23 protein-coding genes and 1 pseudogene are annotated in these 26,920 nt (G+C 33.7%); 19 read left to right on the top strand and 5 right to left on the bottom strand.

Annotated elements, in window-relative coordinates; translation table 11 throughout:
* The 6 genes and pseudogenes from CCY98_RS08540 to CCY98_RS07155 form a co-directional block, all read left to right on the top strand.
* Positions 1–193 (top strand): annotated as a pseudogene (locus CCY98_RS08540) (alpha-2,3-sialyltransferase); the annotation flags it as partial.
* A gap of 1 nt (position 194) precedes the next feature.
* Complete coding sequence (locus CCY98_RS07135) at positions 195–788, top strand: hypothetical protein (protein WP_112057872.1); 594 nt, start codon at positions 195–197, stop codon at positions 786–788.
* Positions 781–2,076 (top strand): HAD-IA family hydrolase, encoded by a 1,296-nt coding sequence (locus CCY98_RS07140; protein ID WP_112057873.1) that lies wholly within the window; start codon positions 781–783, stop codon positions 2,074–2,076. The genes CCY98_RS07135 and CCY98_RS07140 overlap by 8 nt, the downstream gene beginning before the upstream one ends.
* Positions 2,069–2,794, top strand: coding sequence for a class II aldolase/adducin family protein (locus tag CCY98_RS07145; protein ID WP_112057874.1), 726 nt, complete (start codon positions 2,069–2,071; stop codon positions 2,792–2,794). Before CCY98_RS07140 ends, CCY98_RS07145 begins: the two co-directional genes overlap by 8 nt.
* A gap of 1 nt (position 2,795) precedes the next feature.
* Complete coding sequence (locus CCY98_RS07150) at positions 2,796–4,298, top strand: sugar phosphate nucleotidyltransferase (protein ID WP_112057910.1); 1,503 nt, start codon at positions 2,796–2,798, stop codon at positions 4,296–4,298.
* A 111-nt stretch (positions 4,299–4,409) separates the two neighbouring features.
* The gene (locus tag CCY98_RS07155; RefSeq protein ID WP_112057875.1) at positions 4,410–5,531 is read left to right on the top strand and encodes an acyltransferase; all 1,122 of its coding nucleotides are present in this window, start codon (positions 4,410–4,412) and stop codon (positions 5,529–5,531) included.
* Between the two features lie 128 nt (positions 5,532–5,659).
* Here CCY98_RS07155 and CCY98_RS07160 read toward each other — a convergent pair whose 3' ends face one another.
* The 4 genes from CCY98_RS07160 to CCY98_RS07175 form a co-directional block, all read right to left on the bottom strand.
* On the bottom strand, positions 5,660–6,322 hold the full coding sequence (locus CCY98_RS07160; protein ID WP_112057876.1) for a 16S rRNA (uracil(1498)-N(3))-methyltransferase: 663 nt from the start codon (positions 6,320–6,322) through the stop codon (positions 5,660–5,662).
* 1 nt (position 6,323) lies between these two features.
* Entirely contained in the window at positions 6,324–6,731 is a 408-nt protein-coding gene (locus tag CCY98_RS07165) for a hypothetical protein (protein WP_112057877.1), read from the bottom strand.
* A gap of 86 nt (positions 6,732–6,817) precedes the next feature.
* Entirely contained in the window at positions 6,818–7,339 is a 522-nt protein-coding gene (locus CCY98_RS07170; RefSeq protein WP_112057878.1) for a DNA-deoxyinosine glycosylase, read from the bottom strand.
* A complete protein-coding gene (locus tag CCY98_RS07175) occupies positions 7,326–8,078 on the bottom strand; it encodes a TSUP family transporter (RefSeq protein ID WP_112057879.1) in 753 nt (250 codons plus the stop codon). The genes CCY98_RS07170 and CCY98_RS07175 overlap by 14 nt, the downstream gene beginning before the upstream one ends.
* A gap of 171 nt (positions 8,079–8,249) precedes the next feature.
* On the opposite strand from CCY98_RS07175, the gene mnmG reads away from it, so the two are divergent.
* The 12 genes from mnmG (at position 8,250) to CCY98_RS07235 (ending at position 21,751) form a co-directional block, all read left to right on the top strand.
* Complete coding sequence (gene mnmG, locus CCY98_RS07180; RefSeq protein WP_112057880.1) at positions 8,250–10,151, top strand: tRNA uridine-5-carboxymethylaminomethyl(34) synthesis enzyme MnmG; 1,902 nt, start codon at positions 8,250–8,252, stop codon at positions 10,149–10,151.
* A 77-nt stretch (positions 10,152–10,228) separates the two neighbouring features.
* Positions 10,229–11,521 carry a S41 family peptidase gene (locus CCY98_RS07185; protein ID WP_112057881.1) on the top strand — a complete coding sequence of 431 codons (1,293 nt, stop codon included), beginning with the start codon at positions 10,229–10,231 and terminating at the stop codon, positions 11,519–11,521.
* 10 nt (positions 11,522–11,531) lie between these two features.
* Complete coding sequence (purC, locus tag CCY98_RS07190; protein WP_112057882.1) at positions 11,532–12,248, top strand: phosphoribosylaminoimidazolesuccinocarboxamide synthase; 717 nt, start codon at positions 11,532–11,534, stop codon at positions 12,246–12,248.
* A gap of 9 nt (positions 12,249–12,257) precedes the next feature.
* Entirely contained in the window at positions 12,258–12,494 is a 237-nt protein-coding gene (purS, locus tag CCY98_RS07195; protein WP_112057883.1) for a phosphoribosylformylglycinamidine synthase subunit PurS, read from the top strand.
* A 13-nt stretch (positions 12,495–12,507) separates the two neighbouring features.
* A complete protein-coding gene (gene purQ, locus CCY98_RS07200; RefSeq protein WP_112057884.1) occupies positions 12,508–13,167 on the top strand; it encodes a phosphoribosylformylglycinamidine synthase subunit PurQ in 660 nt (219 codons plus the stop codon).
* The gene (locus tag CCY98_RS07205; RefSeq protein ID WP_258439785.1) at positions 13,164–14,465 is read left to right on the top strand and encodes an SH3 domain-containing protein; all 1,302 of its coding nucleotides are present in this window, start codon (positions 13,164–13,166) and stop codon (positions 14,463–14,465) included. Before purQ ends, CCY98_RS07205 begins: the two co-directional genes overlap by 4 nt.
* Positions 14,449–15,150, top strand: a complete 702-nt coding sequence (locus CCY98_RS07210) for a lysophospholipid acyltransferase family protein (RefSeq protein WP_112057885.1) — start codon at positions 14,449–14,451, stop codon at positions 15,148–15,150. The genes CCY98_RS07205 and CCY98_RS07210 overlap by 17 nt, the downstream gene beginning before the upstream one ends.
* A 58-nt stretch (positions 15,151–15,208) precedes the next feature.
* Positions 15,209–16,729 carry a DEAD/DEAH box helicase gene (locus tag CCY98_RS07215; protein ID WP_112057886.1) on the top strand — a complete coding sequence of 507 codons (1,521 nt, stop codon included), beginning with the start codon at positions 15,209–15,211 and terminating at the stop codon, positions 16,727–16,729.
* Between the two features lie 3 nt (positions 16,730–16,732).
* Positions 16,733–17,854, top strand: a complete 1,122-nt coding sequence (locus CCY98_RS07220) for a succinyldiaminopimelate transaminase (protein WP_112057887.1) — start codon at positions 16,733–16,735, stop codon at positions 17,852–17,854.
* Positions 17,845–19,179, top strand: coding sequence for a UDP-N-acetylmuramate--L-alanine ligase (gene murC / locus CCY98_RS07225; protein ID WP_112057888.1), 1,335 nt, complete (start codon positions 17,845–17,847; stop codon positions 19,177–19,179). Before CCY98_RS07220 ends, murC begins: the two co-directional genes overlap by 10 nt.
* Positions 19,179–19,544: a hypothetical protein gene (locus CCY98_RS07230; protein ID WP_112057889.1), complete on the top strand. Its 366-nt coding sequence runs from the start codon at positions 19,179–19,181 to the stop codon at positions 19,542–19,544. Before murC ends, CCY98_RS07230 begins: the two co-directional genes overlap by 1 nt.
* On the top strand, positions 19,541–21,751 hold the full coding sequence (locus tag CCY98_RS07235; protein WP_112057890.1) for an endonuclease MutS2: 2,211 nt from the start codon (positions 19,541–19,543) through the stop codon (positions 21,749–21,751). Before CCY98_RS07230 ends, CCY98_RS07235 begins: the two co-directional genes overlap by 4 nt.
* A gap of 157 nt (positions 21,752–21,908) precedes the next feature.
* On the opposite strand, the gene uvrA is transcribed toward CCY98_RS07235, so the two are convergent.
* Positions 21,909–24,734: an excinuclease ABC subunit UvrA gene (gene uvrA / locus CCY98_RS07240; protein ID WP_112057891.1), complete on the bottom strand. Its 2,826-nt coding sequence runs from the start codon at positions 24,732–24,734 to the stop codon at positions 21,909–21,911.
* Between the two features lie 284 nt (positions 24,735–25,018).
* Here uvrA and htpG point away from each other — a divergent pair, with 284 nt between their 5' ends.
* The gene (gene htpG / locus CCY98_RS07245; RefSeq protein WP_112057892.1) at positions 25,019–26,905 is read left to right on the top strand and encodes a molecular chaperone HtpG; all 1,887 of its coding nucleotides are present in this window, start codon (positions 25,019–25,021) and stop codon (positions 26,903–26,905) included.
* The last annotated feature ends 15 nt before the right edge of the window (positions 26,906–26,920 follow it).

Below are 26,920 nucleotides of genomic sequence, written 5' to 3' on the forward strand. Positions count from 1 at the left end.
TCCTAATCTTAAACTCCCTAATTTAGAATCTTATCCTGATTACAAAGAATCTTTAAAAGAAAAAGAATGTCTTACTTATAAACTAGGAGAAGCTTTTATTAAAGCAAGTAAAACTTGGTATAAGGGTGGATATGTTAAACTATGGTTCAAAGTTAGGAGATTGAAAAGAGGAATTTATACAAAAAGGATATAAGATGATATTTTTACATCGCCAAAATAATTTAGAGTTTCCTATTGAAAATTATGGTATAGAAATTGATTTGAGATACAATGGAAATTTAGTATTAAACCATGATCTATTAGAAAAAAATTCTTTATATCCCCTTTTTGAAGAAAAAATTCAATTTATGACAAATATTCCTATTATTTGTAATATAAAAGAATCAGGATTAGAAGAAAAGGTTATAGAATTACTCAGTGATCATTTTGAATATTATTTTTTAGACTCTCAAATTCCAGATATTTTAAGATTATCAAAAAATGGATATCAAGGTAAATTTATCATTAGAATTTCGGATGTTGAGTTTTATAATGAAAGACTTATGGGGGTTGCTAAACCTAAATATGTTTGGGTAGATTATTCACAATTTTCTAATTTTGATATTCAAAATTATCAAGAATTTATTTACAGTATTAAACCAAAGCTAGGGCAGGTTGAGCCCATATTGGTTTCTCCAGAGCTGTATGATTTATCATATATAGAGTTTATAGAGCCTATTCAAAGTATTCTACCAAAAGGGTTTTCTGTATGTACCAAAAAACCTGAATTATGGAGTTTTTATGTTTAATTTAAAAAATATAGCAGAAAAATATAAGCTTGTTATGGTTGATATTGATAATACTTTATTTAATTATACTTTTGCACACAAAAATGCCTTAGAAGCTGTAATGGATCAATATGGTTTTACACTGCAAGAGTATAATCTAGCAAAAATGATGATTGAAAAAAGAAATTTGTCAGCAAACCATCATAAAAAAGAATTATATTTCAAAATCATTTGCGAGAATAAAAATATTCATTTTTCAAAAGCTAGTGAAATGTTTAATCTTTACACTTCCGCTTTTATAAAAAATTTAAAAGTAGATAAAACAATGTCTGATTTTTTATTTTATGTAAAAAAATTAAATAAAAAAGTTATAGCTATTACTAATTTTTATTTTATAGAGCAAATTTATAAGTTAAAGTGCGCAAATCTTATAAATATGATCGATTATGTAGTATGCTCTGAAGAATTTGAGCTTGAAAAACCAAATAAAGCTCTTATCAACAGAGCCTTGGAGTTATATAAAGATTTGATCGACGAGGAAGAAATTGTAATGATCGGAGATTCTGTTGTAGATAACTTTTTGGGGAGGGGGTGTAGGATAAATTACTATCCTTATAATTGCTCTAAATTATTGATTTCTATTTCTGGAAAAAGCGGAAGCGGAAAAACCACTTTAAGTAAAGCTATTGATGAAATATATGAAAGTTTTATTATTAGCACGGATGGCTATCACAAATATGAAAGACATTCTAAAATGTGGGAGAGGATCACGCATTATAATCCAAAAGCAAATAATCTTGTTCAATTGGCTATGGATATAAAACATATTTATCAAGATATCGGAAATAAGTTGCATATACCAATATATGATCATAAAAGTGGAGTGATTATTAAATCTAATGAGATTAAAGTTAAAGATTTGGATATAGTAATTATAGAAGGTTTACATACTTTATATCAAGAGGTAATAGGTGATTTTGTAAAGATAAAAATATATATCGATTCAGATGAAGCAGATAATCAAAAAATCAATAGGGATAGCAAGGAAAGAAACTACGAATACTCAAAAATTATTAGTACTATACAAAAACGAGAAGAGGACTATAAGAAGTATCTCGAAAAACAAAAGGATAATGCTAACTTTTTGATTTTAATTAGAGAGGGTATTTTTAAAATTCAATTAAAAGATATACTATTAAACGATTATTTACAAAAAGAATATACAGGTAAATATGAAGATTTAATTTGCACTGTCAAAGATATTTTTAGTTTAATTTTAAGAAATCGGTGGATAATAAAAAATGATTAATGATAGAGAAAGACTAGATAGTTGTATTAAAGATTATCAAAAGCTATGTAAGATTTTTGGAAATATTTTAGATGCACCATCAAAGGGTGGAAATATTTCTATCAAAGATAATGAATATTTCATTATTAAAGCTTCGGGTGAAGATTTAAAAAAAGAACATAAGATTTCTATTTTTAAAAATAATGTTAATTCTTTTTGTTATTATAAAGATTATTCTATGGATATTATAAAGCCATCTATGGAAATTAAAATGCATTGGGTATTTAAAAATAAATATGTAGCGCATTATCATCCTGTTTATATTTTACCTTATTTGTGTGCTAAAGAATATAATTTTACAAATTACAATGTGATTGATTTTGTTTTACCTGGAAATGATTTATGTGAAGCGCTGAGTAAAAGTTATTCTTATCAAGCAAAAGGTATAATATTGCTACGAAATCATGGTGTTGTTATTTATGCAGAACAAATTCAGGATATATCGGAGTTGTATAATCAATTAAAAAATGATTTTTTTGAGGAAAATGATTTTGTATATACTCCAGATGATGCAGTTGATAAGACTAATGGGGAGTTGTGGTTATTTAGAAACGCAATTGAAAATATTGCCTTAAAGAAACAAATCAACTTAGCCCCATTAAAAGCAAATGAAATTTATAAATTATTAAATTTGCCTGATGAAAAATATAGAAAAAAAATTATGGAAAGTGAGAGTTAGAATGAATATTATTATACCTGCAACTGGAATAGGCAAGAGATTTAAAGAAGCTGGATATAAAGAATTAAAACCTTTTATTAAAGTTATGAAAGATAAACTCATTCTAGATTATGTGATTGAGTGTTTTGATGTTCAAAATGATATTTTTTATTTTATTGTCCAAGAGTGTGAGAAAAGTAAATTTGAAGATTTTGTTTTATCTAGAAAAATTAAAGCAAAAATTATTATTTATAAAGGGGAAAAACTAGGACCTGCTGGAAGTTTATATGGTGTGGTGTCGCAGTTGCAAGATATGCTTGATGAGGAAGTTATTGTTAGTTATTGTGATTTTGGACAAGAATGGAATTATAAAGATTTTCTGCAATTTGTGCAAGAAAACCTAGATGCTCAAGCTATAATTCCTTGTTATACTGGTTATCATCCTCATTTATTGCCTTTAGAAAATGTGTATGCAGCATGCAAGGTGTATGATAATACTTATAAAGTTTATGAAGTTATAGAAAAATATAATTCTAAGAATAAATTTGAAGAATATCATTCTTCTGGTATTTATTATTTTAGAACTTTAAAGTTAGCTATTGAAGCAATAAAAAAACAAATAGAAGCCAAAGATATGATTTCTGGAGAATATTATGTGTCTATAACTAATAATTATCTAGAAAATGTTTTATGCTATCCTTTTATAGAAAAATTTTATCAATTTGGTACTCCAAAAGACTTTGAATATGTAAAAGAAAAACTTAATTCGCAAGATGTTAATAATGAAAAAGTAAAAATACAAAATACTATCATATTATCTGCTGGTAGAGGAGAGAGATTTTTAAATCTTAATTTTAACCAGCCAAAACCATTTTTACCTCTTGGTAATTCGACTATCGTAGAAAATATAATTAATACTTTAAAAAATGTCGAGACTAATATCATATGTGTTGGTGCACAAGATCATGAAAAATATTGGGAAAATATATCCAAAGAGGTAAGATTTGTCAAGCCAAATAAAATTGGTGCAGCATATTCTTATAAAGAGTCTTGTGGAGATTTAAAAGGTGATGTGTTGATTCTTCCTTGCGATTTAATTGCGAAACATATTAATGAGGAATTTAAAAGCTTGCAAAAAGAATGCGAAATTATTATATTTGTTACGCAAGCTTCTAGATATAATATGAATAATCCACATTATTTTACTTGGGTAAATGGAAAAGATGGCAAGGTAGATACTATATCTGTTAAAAATAGATCAAATGATACAGACTTAGTAATGATAGGAAGCTTTTATTTTAAAGAAAATTCTTTATTGTTAGAATATATAAATAAAATATTTCAAGAAGATATAAAAACTAATGGCGAATTCTATATAGATAATGTGTTTGAATTATTAATTAAAACACATAAGGTGGGCTATATAATTGTTGATAATTATTTTTCTTTTGGAACTCCAGATGAATATTTAGAAAATGGGTATTGGTTTGGTCTATTGGAAAATGAGGTGAAAAATGCTTTCTGAATATGTTAGTATAGAAATTTATGAAAATATATTATATTGCAAAAGATCTTTTTGTAATAGTTTTGCAATTCATGAAGAAATAATAAATATATATAAAAAAGTTAAACATGAATGGGGGGGGGGGATTGGATAGGACAAAAAAATATTAAGTTGGATTTTGGCATTGGCAAAGGTAATATTATTTTTTTTGAGGGAATAAGCTCTAATGTTAATATTCAAATCAAGGGAAATAATAATATTATTTTTATAGGCAATAGAGTTCGTAATGCGCATGTAGAAATTTTTTCCAACTCGGTTGTATCCATTGGATCTGGAACTACTTTTAATGGATGTCATTTGAGAGTGTGTGAGTGTAAAAATATATTTATAGGGTGTGATTGTATGTTTTCTTCAGGAATTCTAGCTACGACTACAGATCATCATTTAATTTTTGATTGCTATACTAAAATAAGAACAAATAAAGCAAAAAGTATTTATATAGGAGATCATGTTTGGATTGGACAAAATGTAAGAATAAATAAAGGTACAAAAATATTTTCTGGGAGTATTATAGGAGCACATGCTGTTTTATCATCTAAAGTAATTTATTCTAATTCGGCTTATGCTGGGAATCCCGCTAAATTAGTTAAGGAAAATATATTTTGGGATAGAAAAACTATGGACGTATTTAATGTTAATGGAAAAATTATCCAAGAAAATAATAAATATTTTAATGATAATTTTATATTTACGTATGACAAAAATGTTTTTATAGATTTTGATGAAATTGAAATAAAATTAACAAAAAATATTTTATCGTTGCAAGATAAATTGGTATATATACTACAATGTAATTTTCATAAAAACAAAAATCGTTTTTCTTTAAAAGTATTTAACTCTATAGAAGTATTAAAATCTCGTATTCAAAACCAACTTTCTTATAAATTAGGTAAAGCTATGATAATAAATTCTAAATCTATACTAGGTTATATGGGATTGCCTTTTGTATTATCTTATATAACATATAAACATAAACAAGAACAAAAAATCTATCAAGAAAAAATAAAAAAGGATCCTTCTTTAAAATTGCCTCCATTAGAAGATTATCCTGATTATAAAGAAGCTTTAAAACTTAAAAATCATCTTTCTTACAAACTAGGAGAAGCTTTTATAAAAGCAAGTAAAACTTGGTATAAGGGTGGATATGTTAAGTTGTGGTTTGAGGTTAGGAAGCTAAAGGGGGAGAGGAAGTAACCCTCTATCACCTAAAGAGCATTTTATTTTGAAGGCTGTGGGCATATAAAAAAGAATTTCTATGTCCAAACATAATTGATTCTATGTTATGAATAAAATGCAATTGCCCAAAAAGCGTGTTAATATTATCAAAGAATCTTTGACATTGCATAAATAGTGGCGGTTTCGCTGCGTAGAATGTTGGAGTGGATAGTGGTGTATTTGGGGTTATTCTTTAGAAGTTCTCTTTCTTGTGGGCTAAAGCCACCTTCAGCACCAACTAAAATGGGAATTTCTAGGCTACTCTCTAGCGCTTTTCCGCCAAAGTCTAAAACTCCAGTATTAGGATATTTTCCCAAAACTTCTTGTAGGTTTTCTAGCATTTCAATTTCTAAGAGTGTGATTCGACCGCATTGCATACAAGAATTTTCTAGAATCTTTTGAATCCGCTCCAAGTTTAACTTGAAATTTTTTTGCGAGTATTGTGCATAAAAAAAGCTAATTTTAGAAATGTTAAGCTCATTAAGAAAGGGCAGTGTTTTTTCGATAATTTTGGGATCAATCATTGCCCAGATTAGATGCCCTTTGGGTGGATTTTGAGGCGGTGTTTCAAGCTTAGATTCTAGCCTTAGGGTGGCATATTTTTTGCTTAGTTCAGCAATGCTGTAAGTGTAGCAATAATAGTCCCTAAGATTTCGTAGTTGCAATGATTCTGTTTTTTTAGCACGCCTTGAGTGAAAAAGGTGATGATAAGCCTCCCCTTCTAATATCAAGGATTCATTACCAGCATCTTTGTGGATAATAAATTGCATTTTAACTCCAAAGAATAAAAATCAATCCAAAGGCACAAAAATCAAAAAGGTATTTTAGCCTTGCCCATTTAAAAAAGGATTCTCTAATAGCGGAGTTAGATTCTACTCTAGTCATTTTTTGTTTTTTGTGGCGTTTGATTTCGGCGACAAAAACAATCAACCACAAAATAACCATGGCAAGGATTTTTAGAGTTAGGATAAATCCAAGGGTTGCCCAAATGACAAGTCCGCTAAAAAGACTCGCACTTAAAAAAAGATAATATGCAGGAGTGGCGATTGCAAGGATTTTTAGCTTTTTGGTGTGTGAGGGGTAGAAAAAAAGCGCATAAAGATTGATAATAGGGAATAAAAATAAAGGCAAACAAAGCCATAAATGGTAAGTTAGAAGTTCAGCGATGATTGATTCCAAAGAGAGCCTTTTTGTAAAATTTTGGAAATTGTAGCAATAAAAGCATGGCTTGTAAAGTCATATAGGCTTTAGAATTTGGGCTAGATTTAGTTTGTAAGATAGGGGAGAATCTTGCTCCATTCTTTTAGGAGCAAGGGGAGAGTGTATTTTGCATTAGCGGGGCTACTTGAGGGCAAGGCAATGTGTGGGAGCGGGATAAAATGGCAAGAATGGGGGAGGCAGAAAAATTGGCAATAGAGTTGAGAAGCCTTTTGCCCATTGGTAAAAATGGCTTGTATTTGCGTATTTAAAATGAGTTGATGAATAGGGTTTGGTTGGAGCATTTTTAAGGTGCTATCGCTAGAGTTTTGGATATGGCAGATTTTTGCAATATCAAAGAGTGCAATATGGTGGATTTTGAGAAAAGCCACTTTGTCTTCTTTGGGTTTATTTTGAAGGGGAAAATCAAATAAGTTTTCTAGGATTTTCCAAAAACGATTTTGTTTGTGTGCGTAATAAAAAGATTCTTGCCTAGAGGTGATAGAAGGAAAAGACCCAAGAATCAAAACTTTAGAATCTTGGAAAATAATTGGCTTAAAAGGGTGGCAAAAGGCTTTAGAATTGATCATAGAGTAGCTTGGTTGCCATAGAAAAAGATACAATAACAATAAGGGGTTTGATGATTTTGATTCCATATTTGATAGCTGCTCTTGAGCCAAGATTTGCTCCGATAAACTGCCCCATTGCCATAACAAGCCCGATTCCAAAGAGCATATTTCCGCCAATGGCAAAAAATATCAAAGAAGCAAGGTTGGTTGAAAAATTATAGAGTTTTGCTTCAGCTAGGGCTTTAGTAATCCCAAGTCCTCCTAGTGCAATGAGGGCTAACATTAAAAACGATCCTGTGCCTGGACCAAAAAATCCATCATAAAATCCTATTCCTGCAAGGGCTAAAAAAAGGTAGGCTTTGTGGATTTGTGTGGCTCTTTGATCTTCGCTAATTTTTGGAGAAAAGAGAAAGTAAAAGCCAAAAATCATAATCAAAAAAGGCAAGAATTTGGAGAGAAAATCGGTGTTAATAAACTGCACAGAAATAGTTCCTAGACTTGAAAAAATAAAGACTAAAATAGCAAAGGGAAGGCATTTTTTTAAGTTTAAATAGCCTTTTTTGTAAAAATGTCTTGTCGCAGAGAAACTTCCAAATGAGCTTTGGAGTTTATTGGTTGCAAGTGATTCTAGGGGTGAGGCCCCAGAGAGTAGAAGCGCAGGTAGGGTGATCATTCCTCCACCTCCAGCAATTGAATCAATAAAACCTGCTAAAAATGCAGCAAGAAAGAGCAATATAAGAGTGCTTATTTCAAATTCCATACAAATGCCTTAAAAATTTTTAGCGAAATTATAATCCCAAAAAGTTTTTTTATCCCTTATTTGGCTTTAAACATTGAGAGCAAAAACTAGGGAATTATTGGGGATTTTTATATTCTTTATTTTTATAAAAACAGCTTTAGCTATAATTTCAAAAAAATAATAAGGCAAAAAATGACTTATGATGTGATTGTAATTGGTGGTGGGCATGCTGGTATTGAAGCCTCTATCGCCTCAGCAAAGCGAGGTTGTAAAACTTTGCTTTTGACAATGCTTGTAGAGCAAATTGGCGCAGCAAGTTGTAATCCTGCTGTAGGTGGGCTTGGAAAGGGGCATTTGGTAAAGGAAGTGGATGCATTAGGTGGGGTAATGGGCTATATCACTGATAAAAGTGGGATACAATTTCGTACTCTTAATGCTTCAAAAGGTCCTGCGGTGCGTGGGACTAGAGCGCAAATTGATATGGATAGATATAAAATTATCGCGCGTGAAATTTGCTATCAAACTAAAAATCTTGAAGTCTCACAACAAATTGTAGAATCGCTATTGCTAGAAAACAATTGTGTAGTAGGGGTTAAAACTAATGTTGGAAAAGTCTATCACTCCAAAAAAGTGATTTTAACCACAGGAACTTTTTTGCGTGGAAAGATTCATATTGGCGAGAATATCTCTAATAATGGTAGAGCGGGAGAACCACCCGCAATGGAGCTTGGAGAATGTTTAAGGGAATTAGGACTTGAAGTGGGGAGGCTAAAAACTGGAACTTGTGCTAGAATTAAAGCAAGCAGTATAAACTTTGAAGCCCTAGAGAAGCACTATGGCGATATGCCACCCCCGTTTTTTAGCAAACAAACTCAAAAAGAATTAGGAAATAAAGAGTTTTCTCCCACTCAACTCCCTTGCTATGTAACTTATACTAACGCCAAAACTCACGAAATTATCAGAAATAATTTTCATAGAGCACCAATGTTTATAGGGCAAATTGAAGGGATTGGACCGCGTTATTGCCCAAGCATTGAAGATAAGGTGAATCGCTTTAGTGATAAAGAGCGTCATCAGCTTTTTTTAGAGCCACAAACGCTAGAGGCTAATGAATATTACATTAATGGCTTGACAACTTCATTGCCTTTTGATGTGCAAGAAGAGATGATTCATAGTATTGAAGGCTTAGAAAATGCAGAAATTGTGCGTTATGGCTATGCTATTGAATATGATTATATTAATCCCACAGAATTAAAGCACACGCTAGAGACTAAAAAAATTAAGAATCTCTATTGTGCAGGGCAGATTAATGGCACCACAGGCTATGAAGAGGCAGCAGCGCAAGGTATTTTTGCAGGGATTAATGCTAGTCTTAGTGTTCAAGGAAAAGAAGAAATCACGCTAAAGCGCAATGAGGCTTATATTGGCGTGATGATTGATGATTTGGTAACAAAAGGAACCAAAGAACCTTATAGAATGTTTAGTTCAAGGGCAGAATATAGGTTGCTTTTGCGTGAGGGAAATGCAATCTTTAGGCTTGGAGAATTGGCTTATGAGCTAGGCTTAATGCAAGAAGAAGAATATCAGGCTTTATTGCAAGATAAAAGCGATATTCAAAAAGGTTTGCAATGGTTAGATTCTACTGCACTTACACCTACTCAAGAGATTTTGGCATTTTTGGATTCTATTCAAGAAGAAAAAATTAGCGATAAGACAACTTGGAGAACAATCGTGGGGCGTAGGAGTTTTGATTTGCCTAAGCTTTTGAAGCTTGGAGAGATTGTCCAGACGCCTTTTGCAAAGTTTTCACATCGTGCTTTAGAAGAAATTTTGGTGGAAGCAAAATATGCAAATTATATCCAAAAGCAACAAAGCCTTATTGATAATATGGATAAAATGCTAAACATTAAGATTCCAGCTGATTTTAGCTTTGATATGATTCCTGGATTAAGCTTGGAAGTGGTGGAAAAACTCAAAAAATTCACTCCCAAAAGTCTTTTTGAAGCAAGTGAGATCAGTGGAGTAACTCCTGCTAGTTTGGAAGTCTTGCAACTCTATATTCATTTGCATCACAAGAAAAAAGCCCTAGAATAGGCTAAGGAAAATAACTAAACTTTATTTTAGTGAGATTGCGTTAGAATCTCATCTTAAATTATCTTTAGGTGTAAAATATGAAAACCACAAAAAGCCTTTTTAAGACATTTTTGATTGTTATGATCTTGTCTTTTTTGTCATCTTCTGTGAGCTTAGCTCAAGAAACAAAGGGAGAAGAATCGCGTTTAGATTCTTATAACAAACTCCGAAAAGTGATTGGAACGGTGGAGAAATATTATGTTGATAAATTGACTTTAGAACAGATTGTTGATAAAGCAATTGATGGTCTATTATCAAACCTTGATGCGCATTCCGCATATTTGGATGAGAAAAAGTTTGAAGAGCTTAAGATTCAGACTAATGGGGAATTTGGTGGTATTGGAATTACCATTGCGCTCAAAGAGGGTGCTTTGACAATTATCGCCCCTATTGAGGGAACTCCAGGTGATAAAGCAGGATTAAAAAGCGGAGATATTATTTTAAAGATTGATAATGAAAGCACTCTGAATATGAGTATTGATGATGCGGTTAATCGTATGCGAGGCAAACCAAATACAAAAGTGCAACTTACAATTGTAAGGAAAAATAATCCAAAACCATTGATTTTTGACATTACAAGAGATAATATCAAAGTAGAAAGCGTTTATGTAAGAGGGATTGAAAATACCGATTATGTTTATGTGAGAGTTACTTCCTTTGATAAAAATGTAAGCCAAAGAGTGGAGGATGAGCTTAGGAAGTTTAAAAAAGTTGATGGAATTGTGTTGGATTTGAGAAATAATCCTGGAGGGCTTTTAAATCAAGCTGTGGAATTGAGTGATTTATTCTTAGAAAATGGTGTGATTGTTTCCCAAAAAGGTCGCATTGAAGATGAGGATATCGTGTATAAAGCTAATAAAAGAACGCCTTATGCAAAAGTGCCTTTGGTGGTGTTGATTAACAATGGAAGCGCAAGTGCTAGTGAAATTGTTGCAGGAGCGATTCAAGACAATAAGCGCGGGGTGCTTGTTGGGGAAACAACTTTTGGAAAAGGTAGTGTGCAAGTGATTTTGCCAACAGAAGAAAAAGAAGCTTTGCGCTTAACTATTGCGCGTTATTATTTGCCAAGTGGAAGAACGATTCAAGCAGTTGGTGTAACACCAGATGTGGAAGTAGGACCAGGGGCTGTCCCAGTGGATAATGATCGCATTAGCATCAAGGAAGCTAATTTACAAAAGCATTTAGAGGGTGAGTTGCAAAAGGTCGGTAGCAAAGAAAGCAAATCTAAAAAGAAAGAAGATAAAAATATTATCACACAAGAAACTATTTTTTCAGACATTCAGTTAAAAAGTGCCATTGATGCACTTAAAGTTTTTAAAGTAGTTGATTAAAGGAGAAAATATGCAAGTAGAACAAAAAGAAATGATGTATGAGGGCAAAGGAAAGAAACTTTATAAGACTAGTGATGCAAATTTAGTGATTGCAGAGTTTAAAGATGATTTAACGGCTTTTAATGCAGAAAAAAAGGGCAGTGAAGAAGGGAAAGGGAGTTTGAATTGTAAGATTTCAACAGAAATTTTTAAATTACTCCAAAAAAATGGAATTAAAACGCATTATGTAGAGACTTTGGGTGATAATTTAATGCTTTGCAAAAAAGTGCAGATTATTCCTATTGAAGTGGTAGTAAGAAATATTGCCACAGGATCTTTAAGCAAAAGATTAGGGATTAAAGAGGGAGAGAAACTGCCCTTTGTGCTTGTAGAATTTTATTACAAAGATGATGCATTGGGTGATCCACTTATTAATGATGAACACGCCTTGATTTTAAATTGTGTCAAGAGTGTGGAATCGCTAGAAACTTTGCGAAAAATAGGGCGTGAGGTTAATGAAATTCTGCGTGAGTTTTTTGATTCTAAGAATTTACTTTTGGTGGATTTTAAGCTTGAATTTGGCGTGGATAATGAGGGGAATATTTTATTGGCTGATGAAATTACGCCTGATTCTTGTCGTTTTTGGGATAAAGATACAAAAGAAAAATTAGACAAAGACCGCTTTAGACAAGATTTAGGAAGCGTTAAAATGGCATATGAAGAAGTTTTAAAGCGAATTTTATCTTAAGGTGATAATATGAAAGTAGAAGTGATTGTATCATTAAAAGAAGGGGTGCTTGATCCTCAAGGCAAGGCGATTTGCCACGCTTTATCATCATTGGGGTATGAGAGTGTAAAAAATGCAAATGTAGGCAAAGTGATTACCTTGGAGATGGTAGGAGAAGATAAAGAAAAGGTTTATAAGGAAGTGGAGGCAATGTGTGAATCGCTTCTTGCAAATGTAGTGATAGAAGACTACAAAATTAAAATGTAAATAAAGAGATCTAATGAGTGTTGCTATCTTACAATTTTTAGGAACAAATTGCGAATATGATATGCAGTATGCCTTTTCTTTGTTGAAAGTGCCAACGCAAATAGTTTGGCACCAAGAAACTAAATTACCAAGTGAAACTAAGCTTGTTGTGATACCTGGTGGATTTAGCTATGGGGATTATCTGCGAAGTGGTGCGATTGCAAGGTTTGCGCCTATTATGCAAGCTGTGGTGGAATTTGCCAAAAAAGGTGGTTATGTGCTTGGAATCTGCAATGGATTCCAAATACTTCTTGAGAGTGGATTATTGCCTGGTGCAATGAAACGCAATGAAAACTTACATTTTGCTTCCAAAGATGTTTGCTTAAGAGTTGTGAATAATAACAATATTTTTTTAAGCAAATTTCAAAAAGATGATTTGTTGCAAGTGCCTATTGCTAATGCTGATGGTAATTATTACATTGATAAAGAGGGCTTAAAAACGCTAGAGCAAAAAGATCAAATTTTATTAGAATATGTTGGTTATAACAATGGTTCTTTGAGAAATATTGCAGGAATCTGTAACGAACAAAAAAATGTTTTTGGGCTAATGCCACACCCAGAACGATGTGTAGAGAAAATTTTGGGTGGTGATGTTGGATTAAAAATGTTAGAAGGTTTTTTAGAGATTCTATGAGATTTTTACTTTTTTTCTTTTGCATTATTGGGCTTTTTGCACAGGAAACTTCTATGTTTCCACAGGATTCTGATGCCTATACTCAGCCTATGCAAAACCAAAATTCTCCCCAAGGTTTCTTACCTGCTACTCCTGCGCCCATTGAAAAAGAATCATCTTTAAACACTCCCTTGGTGCAAGAAAAAGATTTAAAAAATCCCTTTGAAAAATCGCCACCACAAGAGGATTTAATTCCTTTAGAAAATAGCGATTCTAATCAAGCTCCAAATTCTATTCAAGAGAATTATCAAGGCACCTTAACGCCTAAAAATGTTTATTTGAGTCTTGTTAGCCCACTTCAAAATGTTTTGTATGTCAAGCAAATTATTCCTATTGAAGTAAAGCTTCTAATTTTTGGTGAATATTCCAAGATTACTACAAATTTTATTGCCAAAGATTCAAGTGTTAGCGTGTTAAATCCAGAGGAAAATTGGATTTTAAATCAAGATTCAAGCTTAAGGAATACCTTTTATTTTAGGATTGAACAGGTGAATTTTACGATTCCTAAAATAGAAGCTATAATTCAAACTAGCGAGGGAGTATTAAGGGAATCTGCAGAAACTATTGTTGGTAAAGCTGTGCCTTTAGAGCGAAAGGGTAGCTACTCACAAGTGGTTGCTAATGATCTTAGGATTGTCGATACTAAAATCACAAGCTATGATTCACAAAGTAATTTAGCAGTTTTTCAGCTACAAAGCACGATGGGGAATTTATTTGATTTCCATTTGGAGACTTACGCACAGCAGGGAATTGAGAGTAAAAAGGGAGATTATAAAGAATCAGAGATTTTTTATTATGCAGTAGTGCCTAAGAGCTTGGATAAAATATCTTTTGATTATTTTAATGTGCAAAGTGCCAAATATGTAGAATTACACATTGATAATTTTTCACAAGACGATCGTGTTAGCACACAGAGCGATATTAGACCTAAAAATACTCTGCAAATTTATAAAATTCTAGCTACAATTTTTCTTATTATTGTCTTTTTGGGATTGTATTTGTATTATCGCAAAAAGCTGTTTTTGGTTTTGGGAGCTATTGTTTTGGCTGTTTTGATTTATTTATTGTCTATTAAAACTTCTGCTACTTTAAAGACAGATGTAGAAATTAGGATTCAGCCGACTTTTAATTCAACGATTATTTTAACAACACAAAATCCTATGGAGGTAAAGATTCTTTCAGATAAATATGGCTATTACAAAATATTGCTTGAAGATGATCGTATTGGATGGGTGAGAAAAGATGGTATCCAAAATTAGAGCTTTTAGTGCAGTGATTTATACTATGGTGGTAATACCCTTTAGTATTGCCTTGATGTATTGCTTCCAGAAATCTCATAGAAAGATACGCATAGCAACTGCTAAAGCTTTTATGAAGCTCTTTGGAGTAAGGGTGCAGGTGTTTGGAGAGATAGACAAGGAAGCAAGAATTTTGGTGATGAATCACCAAAGCTTTATGGATGTGATTTATCTAGAAGCAACACATCCTAATAACTTGTGTTGGATTGCCAAAAAAGAGCTTGGCAAACCTTTTTTGTATGGTCATGCTCTAAAAGCTCCTAAGATGATTTTGATTGATCGAGAGAGTAAAAAAGAGATGGTGTATCTACTTAAAGAAGCTAAAGATAGGTTGCAAAATGAGAGAACTCTGTGTATTTTCCCAGAGGGCACTCGATCATTAGGTGGTGAGAAATTTTTGCCTTTTAAAAGTGGTGCCAAAGTGCTTACAGAGCATTTTGGGCTTAGAGTGCAACCAGTGGTTTTTTGTGGAACAAGAAAATGTTTGGATATAGGTGCGATGCGTTTTGATAATGAAGCTTTTATAGTGAAATATTTGCCTTCTTTTGTGCCAGAAGGTGAGGATTGGTTTGTGGAGTTAAAAGAAAAAATGCAAAAGGAATACACTAGCCTTTATTCTCAACTTTTTGCATCGCCAAACTCGTAGATTGCCTAAGTAGAGTGGGCTTTATGCTGTAATTTATTTCAAAATGGATAAGTAAAAAATGGAAAAAACAAGAAAAAAAACAAACAATGGATTTGCCGAATTTGGACTTAAGAGTAAAGTTTTAAAAGGAATTGATGAAGCAGGATTTAAAGAGCCAAGCCCTATTCAAAAAGAAGTTATTCCGGTAATTTTAGATGGGCTTGATGTGATTGCACAGGCGCAAACAGGGACAGGAAAAACAGCGGCTTTTGCTTTGCCTTTGGTTAATGATTTAAGACATGATGGCAGTGTTGAGGCTTTGATTGTTGCGCCTACAAGGGAGCTTGTAATGCAAATTGGCGATGAGGTTTTTAAGCTTGGGAAATACAATAAAGTCCGCACAGTATCGCTTTTTGGTGGGCAACCTATCCGCCGTCAAATTGAGCTTTTAGAAAAGAAACCTCAAATAATCATTGCAACACCAGGGAGATTATTAGATCATTTGCGCAATGGGCGTTTAAAGGATTTTGATCCAAAAGTGGTGGTGCTTGATGAATCAGATGAAATGTTAGATATGGGCTTTTTAGATGATATTGAAGAGATTTTTACTTATCTGCCAAGCGATCGCCAAACTCTGCTTTTTTCAGCGACGATGCCAACACCTATTAAGCATTTGGCGCAAAAGATTCTGCATAATCCAAAGCTGATTAAGGTTACTCCAAGCGATACGACTAATCAAGACATTTCGCAGCGATATTACATTATCAATGAGCAAGAGCGTGAAGATGCGATTGTGCGTTTGATTGATAGTGAGATGCCAAGCAAAGCTATTATTTTTACTCGTATGAAAAAAGAAGCAGATTTGCTTTGTGAAAGGCTTGTTAGCCGTGGTTATAAGGCGGGAGCTTTGCATGGAGATATGGAGCAAAGAGAGAGGCAAAGGGCTATTAAAGCATTTAAAGATTCAAGTATTAATGTTTTGGTGGCTACAGATATTGCAGCGCGTGGGCTTGATATTAGTGGAGTAAGCCATGTGTTTAATTTCCATATTCCACTCAATCCAGAATCATATGTGCATCGCATAGGCAGGACAGGGAGAGCAGGCAAAAAAGGTGTTGCTATTACATTGGCAACACCTTTGGAGTTTAAAGAGTTGCGCAGAATCAAAGAAAACACAAAGGCTAAAATTGAGCTTTATGAGATTCCAGACTTACAAGATACGATTGACAAAAAAGATTCTAGTCTTTTAGAAAATATCCTAAAATGTGAAATCACCGATGAAGCTTTGAAGTTTTATGAGCAGATTCGCGCAAATGCAGATATGACGCAATTAGTATGTAAGCTACTTTCTATGGTGCTAAAAGAAAATAAAATTATAGGTCCCAATAAGATTGGGCTAGACAAAGAGGGCTTAAGTCGCTTCCAAAAGCAACTTCAAAGTGATGAAAAAAAATACTCTAGCAAAAAAGGTGCGCATTCTCCCAGAAATATTTCTAGTAAAAAAAGCTTCAGTGAAAAAGAACGCCCAAAGAATCAAGGAAGAAAAGGCGCCACAAAAAGCAAAAAAAACTCCAAATCAACTCGCTCAAAAAGGAGATAAATTATGGAATTTCAACCTTATCCTTTTGAAAAACTTAATGCTCTTATTAAGGATATTCCACAAAAAGAGGGCAGAATCTCACTAACTATTGGAGAACCGCAGTTTAAGACACCTGAATTTATTTGCCAAACCCTAAGCCAAAAGGCTGCCTTGCTAAATAAATATCCAAAAACTAGCGGAGAAGAATCGCTTAAAGAAGCTTTGCTTGGATTTGCGCAAAGGCGTTTTGGGATTGATTTGCCTTTAGAATCGCTGATACCGACTTTTGGAACTAGAGAAGTGTTGTTTAATTTTCCGCAATTCTATCTTTTTAGTAAAAAAAATAAGGTTATGGCATACCCAAATCCTTTTTATCAAATTTATGAGGGTGCTGCAATTGCTTCAAGGGCAAAAGTGATTCATATGAATCTCACAAAAGAGAATAATTTTAAGCCAAAATTGAGTGCTAAAGAAATGCAAGAATGTGATTTGGTTATTCTTAATTCGCCAAACAATCCAACAGGTAGCACTCTAAGCTTAGAAGAGCTAAAAAAATGGGTGGAATGGGCTTTGGAATATGACTTTTTGTTGCTCAATGATGAGTGCTATAGCGAGATTTATATGGATTCTAAACCCGCTTCAATTTTAGAGGCAAGTTATGCAGCAGGAAATTATTCTTTTAAAAATATTTTGGCGCTTAATTCCATATCCAAACGCTCTAGTGCCCCTGGACTTAGAAGTGGCTTTATTGCCGGAGATAGTCAAATTTTAAAACAATATGCACAATATCGCACTTATGTTGGCTGTGCCTCTCCACTGCCTTTGCAAGAAGCCGCTAGAGTTGCGTGGAGTGATGATGAGCATACTTTGTATTCAAGAGAGCAATATGCAAAAAATTTGCAACTAGCAAAAGAGATTTTGGGGGTGGAAGTTCCAAGTTCGACCTTTTATGTATGGCTTTTTGTGGGCGATGATTTGGAATTTGCGCGTAATTTACTAGAGAAAGAAAATATCGTGGTATTGCCAGGAAGTTTTTTGTCAAGAGAAAATGGCATAAATCCAGGGCGTGGATATGTGAGATTGGCTTTAGTTTATGAGCAAGAGATTATCAAAGATGCACTTTTAAGGATAAAGAAGTGGCTTTAAAGATTCCCAAATTTATACATTTTATCGGAATTGGTGGAATTGGAATCTCGGCTTTAGCAAAATTCTTACACGCGCAAGGCGTGAAGGTTAGCGGATCGGATATGTGTGAGGGCTGTGTAACAAAGGAATTAAGGACAATGGGGATTTCTCTTAGTATTCCGCACTCCAAAGAATCAATCACTTGCCAAGATTTGGTGATTCACTCTGCGATTATTAAGTCTGATAATGTTGAAGTAATTGAAGCTAAAAAAAAGGGCATTGCAGTGCTTTCGCGCAAAGAAGCCTTAAATTTAATTTTAAAAGATAAGCAGGTTTATGCAGTCGCTGGTGCGCATGGCAAAAGCACCACAACAGCAATTTTGAGTGCGATTTTGCAAGAGAGCAGTGCATTAATTGGGGCAGAGAGCAAAGAGTTTGGCTCTAATACACGCGCCTTAAAGACTAATAAAGTGGTGTTTGAAGCTGATGAATCAGATAAAAGCTTTTTGGAGTGCAATCCTTATTGTGCGATTGTAACTAATGCAGAACCTGAACATATGGAGACTTATGGGCATAATTTAGAAGTGTTTTATCAAGCCTATAGGGATTTTTTGGAATTAGCAAAATATCGTGTGATTAATGCTGAAGATGAGTTTTTAAAAACACTTAAATGTGAATGTGTGAGACTTTATCCTTCAAAAGATATTGAAAATATTGAATATTTCTTAAAAGAAGGGGAGCCAAAAACGCGTTTTAGATTAAAAAATAGTGGTAAAGATTTAGGAGTTTTTGAAGTTTATGGGCTTGGAGAACATGTCGCACTTGATGCAGCCTTGGCAATTTTAGCAGCATTAGAATGTATGGAAGTGGAGCAAATCCGCCAAAATATTCAAAATTTTTGTGGAATCAAAAAGAGATTTGATATTTTAAGCAAGGGCAAATGCTTAATTGTCGATGATTATGCGCATCACCCAACAGAAATTAAAGCCACTCTAAAGTCGCTAAAAAAATATCAAGAATTAACTCAATATCAGCAGATTTGCGGAATCTGGCAACCCCATAAATATTCACGCATCTTGGATAATTTAGAGGAATTTGTAGAGTGTTTTAGCGGAATAGATAAACTAGTTATTCTCCCAGTTTATGCTGCTGGGGAATCAAAGCAAGAGATTGATTTTGATAGGCTTTTTGCTAAGTATCAGCCTATTTTTGCGGATTTAGTTAAAAGAGAAGAGGATTCTTTGGTGCTTTATTGTAATGGAGCAGAGATTGATAGGATAGAGAGTGGGATTGCAGTGGGGTTTAATGCTGGGGATTTGACTTATCAGCTTCGAGGAGGTTTTTAGTGGTGCATTATTGGCTCATTGTTATTGCCGCTGTAGTTGTTTTGGCATTGCTAGTTCAGCTTTTGGTACAATACAATCTAATTGAAAAAAAGAGTAAAATTATCGTGGGTGCTATGCTTTTGATTTTTGCGCTTGGAATTGGCATTTTTACTCTTTTTCAAGAAAAGGCTAATGGAGAACTAACAGAACTTGCAAAGCTATTTCTGCAAGGAAAAAAGCTGGTGTGTGTGGTAGGGACAGAGACTTTAGAAGTTGATAACAATACATTTAATTTTATTAGTGGCACATTAACCTTAATGGGGAAAGAGGAAAGTGGGTATTTTAGAACGACAATTCCACTAAAAGCTTGTGAGCTTAAAAAATGAATAATTTAGTTAGAAAGCTAGATTTAGAAGACTATTTAAAGAATTATGAGAGCTTTTTATCTCGTCCCAAAGATTTGTTTTTAGAAGGTGATAGTAAAATTCATTTTAATTTCATTAGGGAGTTAGAGCAGGTTGTTTTTACTCCACCCAAAGAAGTTAAGAATCTTGATATACAATTAGCACTTTTAAAGAAATTTGGCTATTTAAAACTAGATGAAATTTTTGAATTTATTAAAATAATTCGCTATTTTAACTACCTTAAAAGTTTGAAATTAGAGGGGATTTTAGGGAATTGGTTTGAAGGGATTGTTATTCCACAGCCTATTTTGGAGGTTGCCAAGTCTTTTTTGGAAAATGGTGAGCTAAAAAGTGGGATTTATTTGGAGCTTGATTCTATTTTAGAAAGTCTTGCGCGGATTAAAAGAGAGATTGCTCAACAATTAAATCAAATCCTAAATCATAATAAACTTGCAGCCTATCTTGTAGATAGGCAAATACATTTTGTGAATGAAGAAGAATGTTTGTTGCTTAAGGCAGGATTCCATCATGTTCTCTCTGGACAAATTATTAATCGATCAAGTACTGGATTTTTCTATGTTTTGCCTCAAAGTATTGCAAATTTAAAAAGCAAAAGCAATGAGCTACAAAACAAAAAAGAAGAGCAATTGTTTTATATTTGTAGGGAAATTTCAACACTTTTTACCAAGAATCTTGCATTTTTAAAATTTATTAATAAAGAATTTGATCGTTTTGATTCTTATCAAGCGCGTTTAAATTTCGCAAAATCAAAAGGATTAGAGTTTTTAGCACCCAAGCCCAATGGAAGAAAGATTATTTTAAGTGAGTTTAAGCATCCAGCATTAAAGAAACCAAAATCTATCAATCTCTCTTTTGATGGGCAAATTTTGATGGTTACAGGGGTGAATGCTGGAGGGAAAACAATGCTTTTGAAATCCGTGATGAGTGCGGTTTTTCTCTCCAAATATTTGATTCCACTCCCTATTAATGCAGCAAAATCAAGCATTGATTCTTTTAAATTTATTGAATTAATTTTAGAAGATCCACAAAATAGTAAAAATGATATTTCTACCTTTGGGGGTAGAATGTTGCAGTTTTCAGAGATTTTAAACCAAAGAGATGGGATTATTGGTGTGGATGAAATTGAGCTTGGGACAGATAGTGATGAAGCAGCTAGTTTGTTTAAGGTACTACTAGAAAATTTGATTCTCAAAAATAATAAAATCATTGTAACTACCCACCATAAGCGTCTTGCTGCACTAATGGCAGGGAATCCTAAGGTGCAACTTTTAGCAGCTTTGTTTGATGAAAAAAATCAAATGCCAACTTTTAGCTTTCTTAATGGTACTATTGGCAAAAGCTATGCCTTTGAAACAGCGGTGCGCTATGGGATTCCAAAGACGCTTGTGAATGAGGCGAGAATCCTTTATGGAGAGGACAAAGAAAAACTTAATGAATTAATTGAAAATTCTTCACGCTTAGAAATGAAATTACAACAAGAGATTAAACAAACAGAACTCAAAAGGGAAGAATTAGAGCAAAAAATCAATCATTTAAAATCCAAAGAAGAAGCCTTAGAGCAGTCTTATAAAGCAAAATTTGCACTCTTGGAGCAGACTTATCAAGAGGCAATTAATGCTGCAAAACAAGCAAGCAAAATGCATAATCAAGCCGAGATTCATCGCCAAATGAACGAGGCTAACAAGATTTTAAGACAGGCAAAAAAACAAGAAGAACAAAGAGAGAAGCCAAAGATTCAAGTTTTTAAAGTTGGAAATAGGGTAAAATATCGCCAATCAAGGGGTGCAATTGTGAGTATTCAAAGGGATAGTGCAATGGTGCAGCTTGATGATGGATTTAAACTTAGAGTGCCTTTAGGTGAGTTAAAATTAAGCGGCAATCCCCCAGAGATTCCGCAAGTTAAATTTAATGTGCAATCCCCTAAAAATGCCAATGTGGTTTTGGATTTGCATGGAATGAGGGCAGAAGAAGCTTTAGAAAAACTTGATGAATTTATTTCAAATAGCCTTATTGCTGGATTTGATGAGGTTTTAGTCTATCATGGAATCGGCACTGGAAGACTTTCAAGTGTGGTGAGAGACTTTTTAGAAAAGCATCCAAAAGTTGTGGAATTTACAGATGCACCGCCAAAGTCTGGTGGATTTGGTGCAAAAATTGTGAAATTATAAGAAATTATAAGGAGTTAAAATGAAAAAAATTTTATTTTTAATTGGTGTTATTTTTGTGGCTTTTGTAGCAACAGGTTGTGATAAATCTGATTATCAGCATCCTATGCATCGCAGTGGAGGGAAGTAAGATTTTTCCTAGCCTCTTTGGTAAATATGCTTAGATTCTAAGCTCTTTTGCTAGGAATTTTCCCGTATGACTGCCTGTTTTTTTGTATCTTTTAGCAATATGTTCTGGAGATCCGCTATCAACTATGTTTCCTCCACCACTTCCGCCTTCAGGTCCTACATCAATAATAAAATCGGCATTTTTAATCATATCTAGGTTATGTTCAATTACAATTACACTATTGCCTAAATCAGTAAGGTGATGCAAGACATGCACGAGTCTATCAACATCAGCAAAGTGCAGTCCTGTAGTTGGTTCATCTAAAATATAGAGTGTTTTGCCGGTGTCTTTGCGACTTAGCTCTTTAGCAAGTTTGATTCTTTGAGCCTCCCCGCCACTTAGTGTTGTGGCATTTTGCCCTAGCGTGATATAGCCTAACCCGACATCTTTAAGTGTTCTTAGTTTTTGGTAGATTTTTGGAATCTTAGCAAAAAACTCACACGCTTCATCAACACTCATCTCTAGAACTTGAGCAATATTTTTTCCTTTGTATTCTACTTCTAGAGTTTGTGTATTATAGCGCGTTCCTTGACAAGAATCGCATTTGACTAAAATATCTGGCAAAAAGTGCATTTCAATTTTGATTTCCCCTTCTCCTTGACATTTTTCACATCTTCCGCCTTTGACATTAAAGCTAAAGCGACTAATATTATAGTTGCGGATTTGTGCTTCTTTGGTTTGTGCAAAGATTTGGCGAATCTCATCCATTGCACCTGTATAAGTTACGGGATTTGAGCGCGGTGTGCGCCCAATTGGGCTTTGATCAAGGTAGATGACTTTGTCAAGCTTTTCTAAGCCTATAATCTCCACACCATCAACTTTTTTGACTTTTTTGCGATTGTTGAGTAGTTCTTGCGCAACTGGAAGCAGAGTTTGAAGCACTAGAGAACTTTTGCCACTTCCACTTACACCTGTAATGCAAACAAAGTTTTTAAGTGGCATTTCAACATTGAGATTGTGAATATTATTGATATTAACATTTTTAATAGTAAGCCAATCTTCTTGATTGCGGCGGATAAAATATTCGATTCTCTTTGTGCCATTGAGATATTGAGCAGTTTGGGTGGAGCTTGAGAGAAGTTGTGTGAGATTTCCGCTGAAGACAACTTCTCCGCCATATTTCCCTGCACCTGGACCTATATCCACAATGAAATCGGCGTGTTCTATGGTTTCTTTATCGTGTTCTACAACGATAACCGAATTTCCCTTTTGTTGCAAACTTCTTAGGGTTTTGATGAGTTTTAAAGTGTCTCGTTCGTGCAAACCAATACTTGGTTCATCAAGCACATACATTACACCTGTTAGACCACTCCCAATCTGGCTTGCGATTCTAATTCTTTGTGATTCTCCTCCGCTAATGCTTCTTGCATCACGCCCCAAACTAAGATATCCTAGCCCAACATCATAAAGAAAATAAAGTCTCTCACAAATTTCTTTTAAAATGGGTGCGGCAATCATTGCTTGTTGGTTATCAAAATAATCAAAGTTTTGAGCATTGGCAAAGAATCCATAGCATTCGCTAATTGGCATATCTAAAATATCTCCAATAGTTTTGTTAGCGACTTTGACAGCAAGACTTTGGGGGAGAAGCCGATGCCCTAAGCAATCCTCACAAACCTTTTCGCTCATATAATCACTTAAGTCTTTATTGTCTTTAAACATATCATAAGCAATCGCTAAAATCCCACTCCAAGGTCGCTTAAGCTTAGTGCTTTTCCAAGTGAATTCTATATCTTGGCTATTGCCATATAAAATGAGCTTTTTTTGGTGTTCTTGCAAATCTTCAAAAGAAGCTTTAGAATCAATCCCATTGGCTTGACACATTGCTTTAAAAAGCTCATTATAATAACTTTTATTAAAGCCATAAATGATTTTGATTCCGCCTGATTCTAAAGGCAGGGAGCTATCAAGGATTTTTTTGACATCAATGCTATATCGGATTCCAAGTCCATCGCATTTTGGACAAGCACCTTTGGGGGAATTAAATGAAAAACTAAGAGGTTCTAGTGGATTAAAAGAAACTTTGCAATCAAAACAAGCTAAGTGCTCACTAAAATGGATTAACTGATTTTTACTTTCTCCCAAAATCTCTATTTCTACCTCACCATAAGATTCTTTAAGGGCTTTTTCAATGCTTTGAGCAATTCTTTCTTTATTTTCAGGTTTAATTGTGATTCTATCAATCACGACTTTGATGGTGTGTTTTTTTGTTTTGGAGAGTTCAATATTTTCATCTAACCTTGCTAAAACTCCATCAATCTGCACTCGCACATAGCCTTTTTGTCGCAATGATTCTAGTTTATCTGTAAAAGTTCCCTTTTTTTCGCGAATGAGTGGAGATAGGATTAGCACTTTTGAATCTTCGGGGATTTTGAGGGCTTGAGCGATAATATCACTAGCACTCATTTGAGAGATAGGCTTTCCACATAAATGGCAGTGTTGAATCCCAACGCGCGCATAAAGCAAACGCAAATAGTCATAAATTTCTGTAATAGTTCCAACCGTGGAGCGAGGATTTTTGCTAGTGGTTTTTTGATCAATAGCAATGGCAGGAGTTAATCCCTCTATTTTATCCACATCGGGTTTGCCAATTTTATCCAAAAATTGCCTTGCGTAGCTTGAGAGTGATTCAATATAGCGTCTTTGTCCTTCTGCATAGAGCGTATCAAAGGCTAGGGTGCTTTTGCCACTTCCACTAAGTCCAGTAAGCACTACTAGCTTATTTTTAGGGATATTAAGGTGGATATTTTTGAGATTATTTTCTTTGGCGTTAGTAATAATGATATGATCTAGTGATGATGCATTTTGTGGATTCAAAGTTTTTCCTTATGAAATGAAATAACCAAATATTATACCAAAAACATTTTTTAAATTCACATTGTAAAAGTTAATCATCACTGCTAATAATGTGGTTTGAAATTTAGTAATTTTTGCAGGGGTGATTTTGGAGTAAAAGCAATAAAGATTATCCTTGAATACTTAATAGCTATATTATTTTATTTTTATTGTATCAATAAACTTTAGTGTATTAATATAAACTTTGTTGATTTTTTGGAAGCTCTGTGTTATAATTCCACTAAATTTTTAAAAAAGGATTAAAAATGGCAAAACATACCTTTCAGACTGAAGTGAATCAGCTTTTAGATTTAATGATTCATTCCCTTTATTCCAATAAAGAAATCTTTTTGCGTGAGCTTGTGAGCAATGCCTCTGATGCGCTTGATAAGCTTCAATATCTTACGCTAACGGATGAGAAATTAAAGACTTTAGATTTTCAACCTAAAATTGAAATTAGCTTTGATGCAGAGAAAAATACCCTAACTATTAGCGATAATGGGATTGGTATGAATGAGCAGGATTTGATTGAGAATCTAGGGACAATTGCAAAGAGTGGGACAAAAAATTTCCTTTCTAAATTAAGCGGTGATAAGAAAAAAGATTCAGCACTTATTGGGCAATTTGGGGTTGGATTTTATGCAGCATTTATGGTAGCAAGTAAAATCATTGTAACCACCAAAAAAGCAGGAGAATCTCAAGCTTATGCGTGGATTAGTGATGGAAGTGGAGAATTTGAGATTGAAAAATGCGAAAAAGAAGGGCAAGGAAGTGAGATTAAACTTTATTTAAAAGAAGATGAAAAAGAATTTACAAGTCGCTGGAGAATTGAAGAGATTATCAAAAAATATTCCGATCATATTCCATTCCCAATTTTCTTACACTACACTGAAACAAAAAGTGAAGGTGAAGGGGATTCAAAAAAAGAAATTAAAGAAGAAAAATGTGATCAAATCAATAAAGCTTCAGCGCTTTGGAGAGTAGCTAAAAAAGATCTTAAAGATGAAGAATATAAAGAGTTTTATAAAAGCTTGAGCTATGATTCAAATGAACCTTTGGCTTGGATTCACACTAAAGTTGAAGGAAGTTTAGAATACACTACACTTTTTTATATCCCTCAAACAGCACCTTTTGACCTTTATCGCGTGGATTATAAAAGTGGTGTAAAGCTTTATGTTAAACGCGTGTTTATTACAGATGATGATAAAGAGCTTTTACCGCCTTATTTGCGTTTTGTTAGAGGTATTATTGATAGTGAGGATTTACCTTTGAATGTTAGTCGTGAGATTTTGCAACAAAATAGAATCTTAGCTACAATCAAATCAGCTTCAACAAAGAAAATTATTAGTGAGATTGAATCGCTCCAAAAAGATGAGGAAAAATATGCAAAATTTTATAAAGAATTTGGAAGATGCCTAAAAGAAGGTGTTTATAGTGATTTTGAAAATAAAGAGAAATTGTTAGAACTTTTGCGATTCCAATCAAATAAAAGTGAAGGAAAAGAAATTTCCTTTAAAGCTTATAAAGAGCGAATGAAAGAGGGGCAAAAAGCGATTTATTATTTGCAAGGGGAGGATTTAGAATTGCTTAAAAATTCTCCACTTTTAGAAAGCTATCAAAAGCAAGATATAGAAGTTTTATTTTTTGCAGAAGAGATTGATGGATTTGTAATGCCAATGGTAAATGAGTTTGATAAGACTCCATTGCGTTCTATTACCTCTAAAGAGGCTTTGGAAGATTTAGGCACACAAGAAGTGGATAAAGAAACACAAGAAAAATATAAAACTATTTTAGAAGAGTTTAAAAAAGTGCTAGGCGATGAGGTTAAAGAAGTGCGCTTAAGCAATAGGCTTGTGGATGCGCCTTCTTGTGTGGTGGCTGATCCTGATGACCCAAGTGCTGCAATGATGAAAATGATGAAGCAAATGGGCGCAATGGGTATGGGCACAGAGATGGCAGAGCCTAAACCTATTTTAGAGCTTAATCCAAACCATACGATTTTAACTAAATTGCTTTTGAATAATGATTCTGCAAAGATTGCAGAAATTGCACATTTATTATTAGAAGAAGCAAAACTACTAGAAGGCGGAAAACTTAAAGATGTGAATAGTTTTGCAAAAAGATTAAATACACTTTTGGAAAAAACACTTTAGTTTTTAAAGATTCCT

The organism is Helicobacter sp. 11-8110 (assembly GCF_003288905.1).
Taxonomy (GTDB): Bacteria; Campylobacterota; Campylobacteria; order Campylobacterales; family Helicobacteraceae; genus Helicobacter_D; species Helicobacter_D colisuis.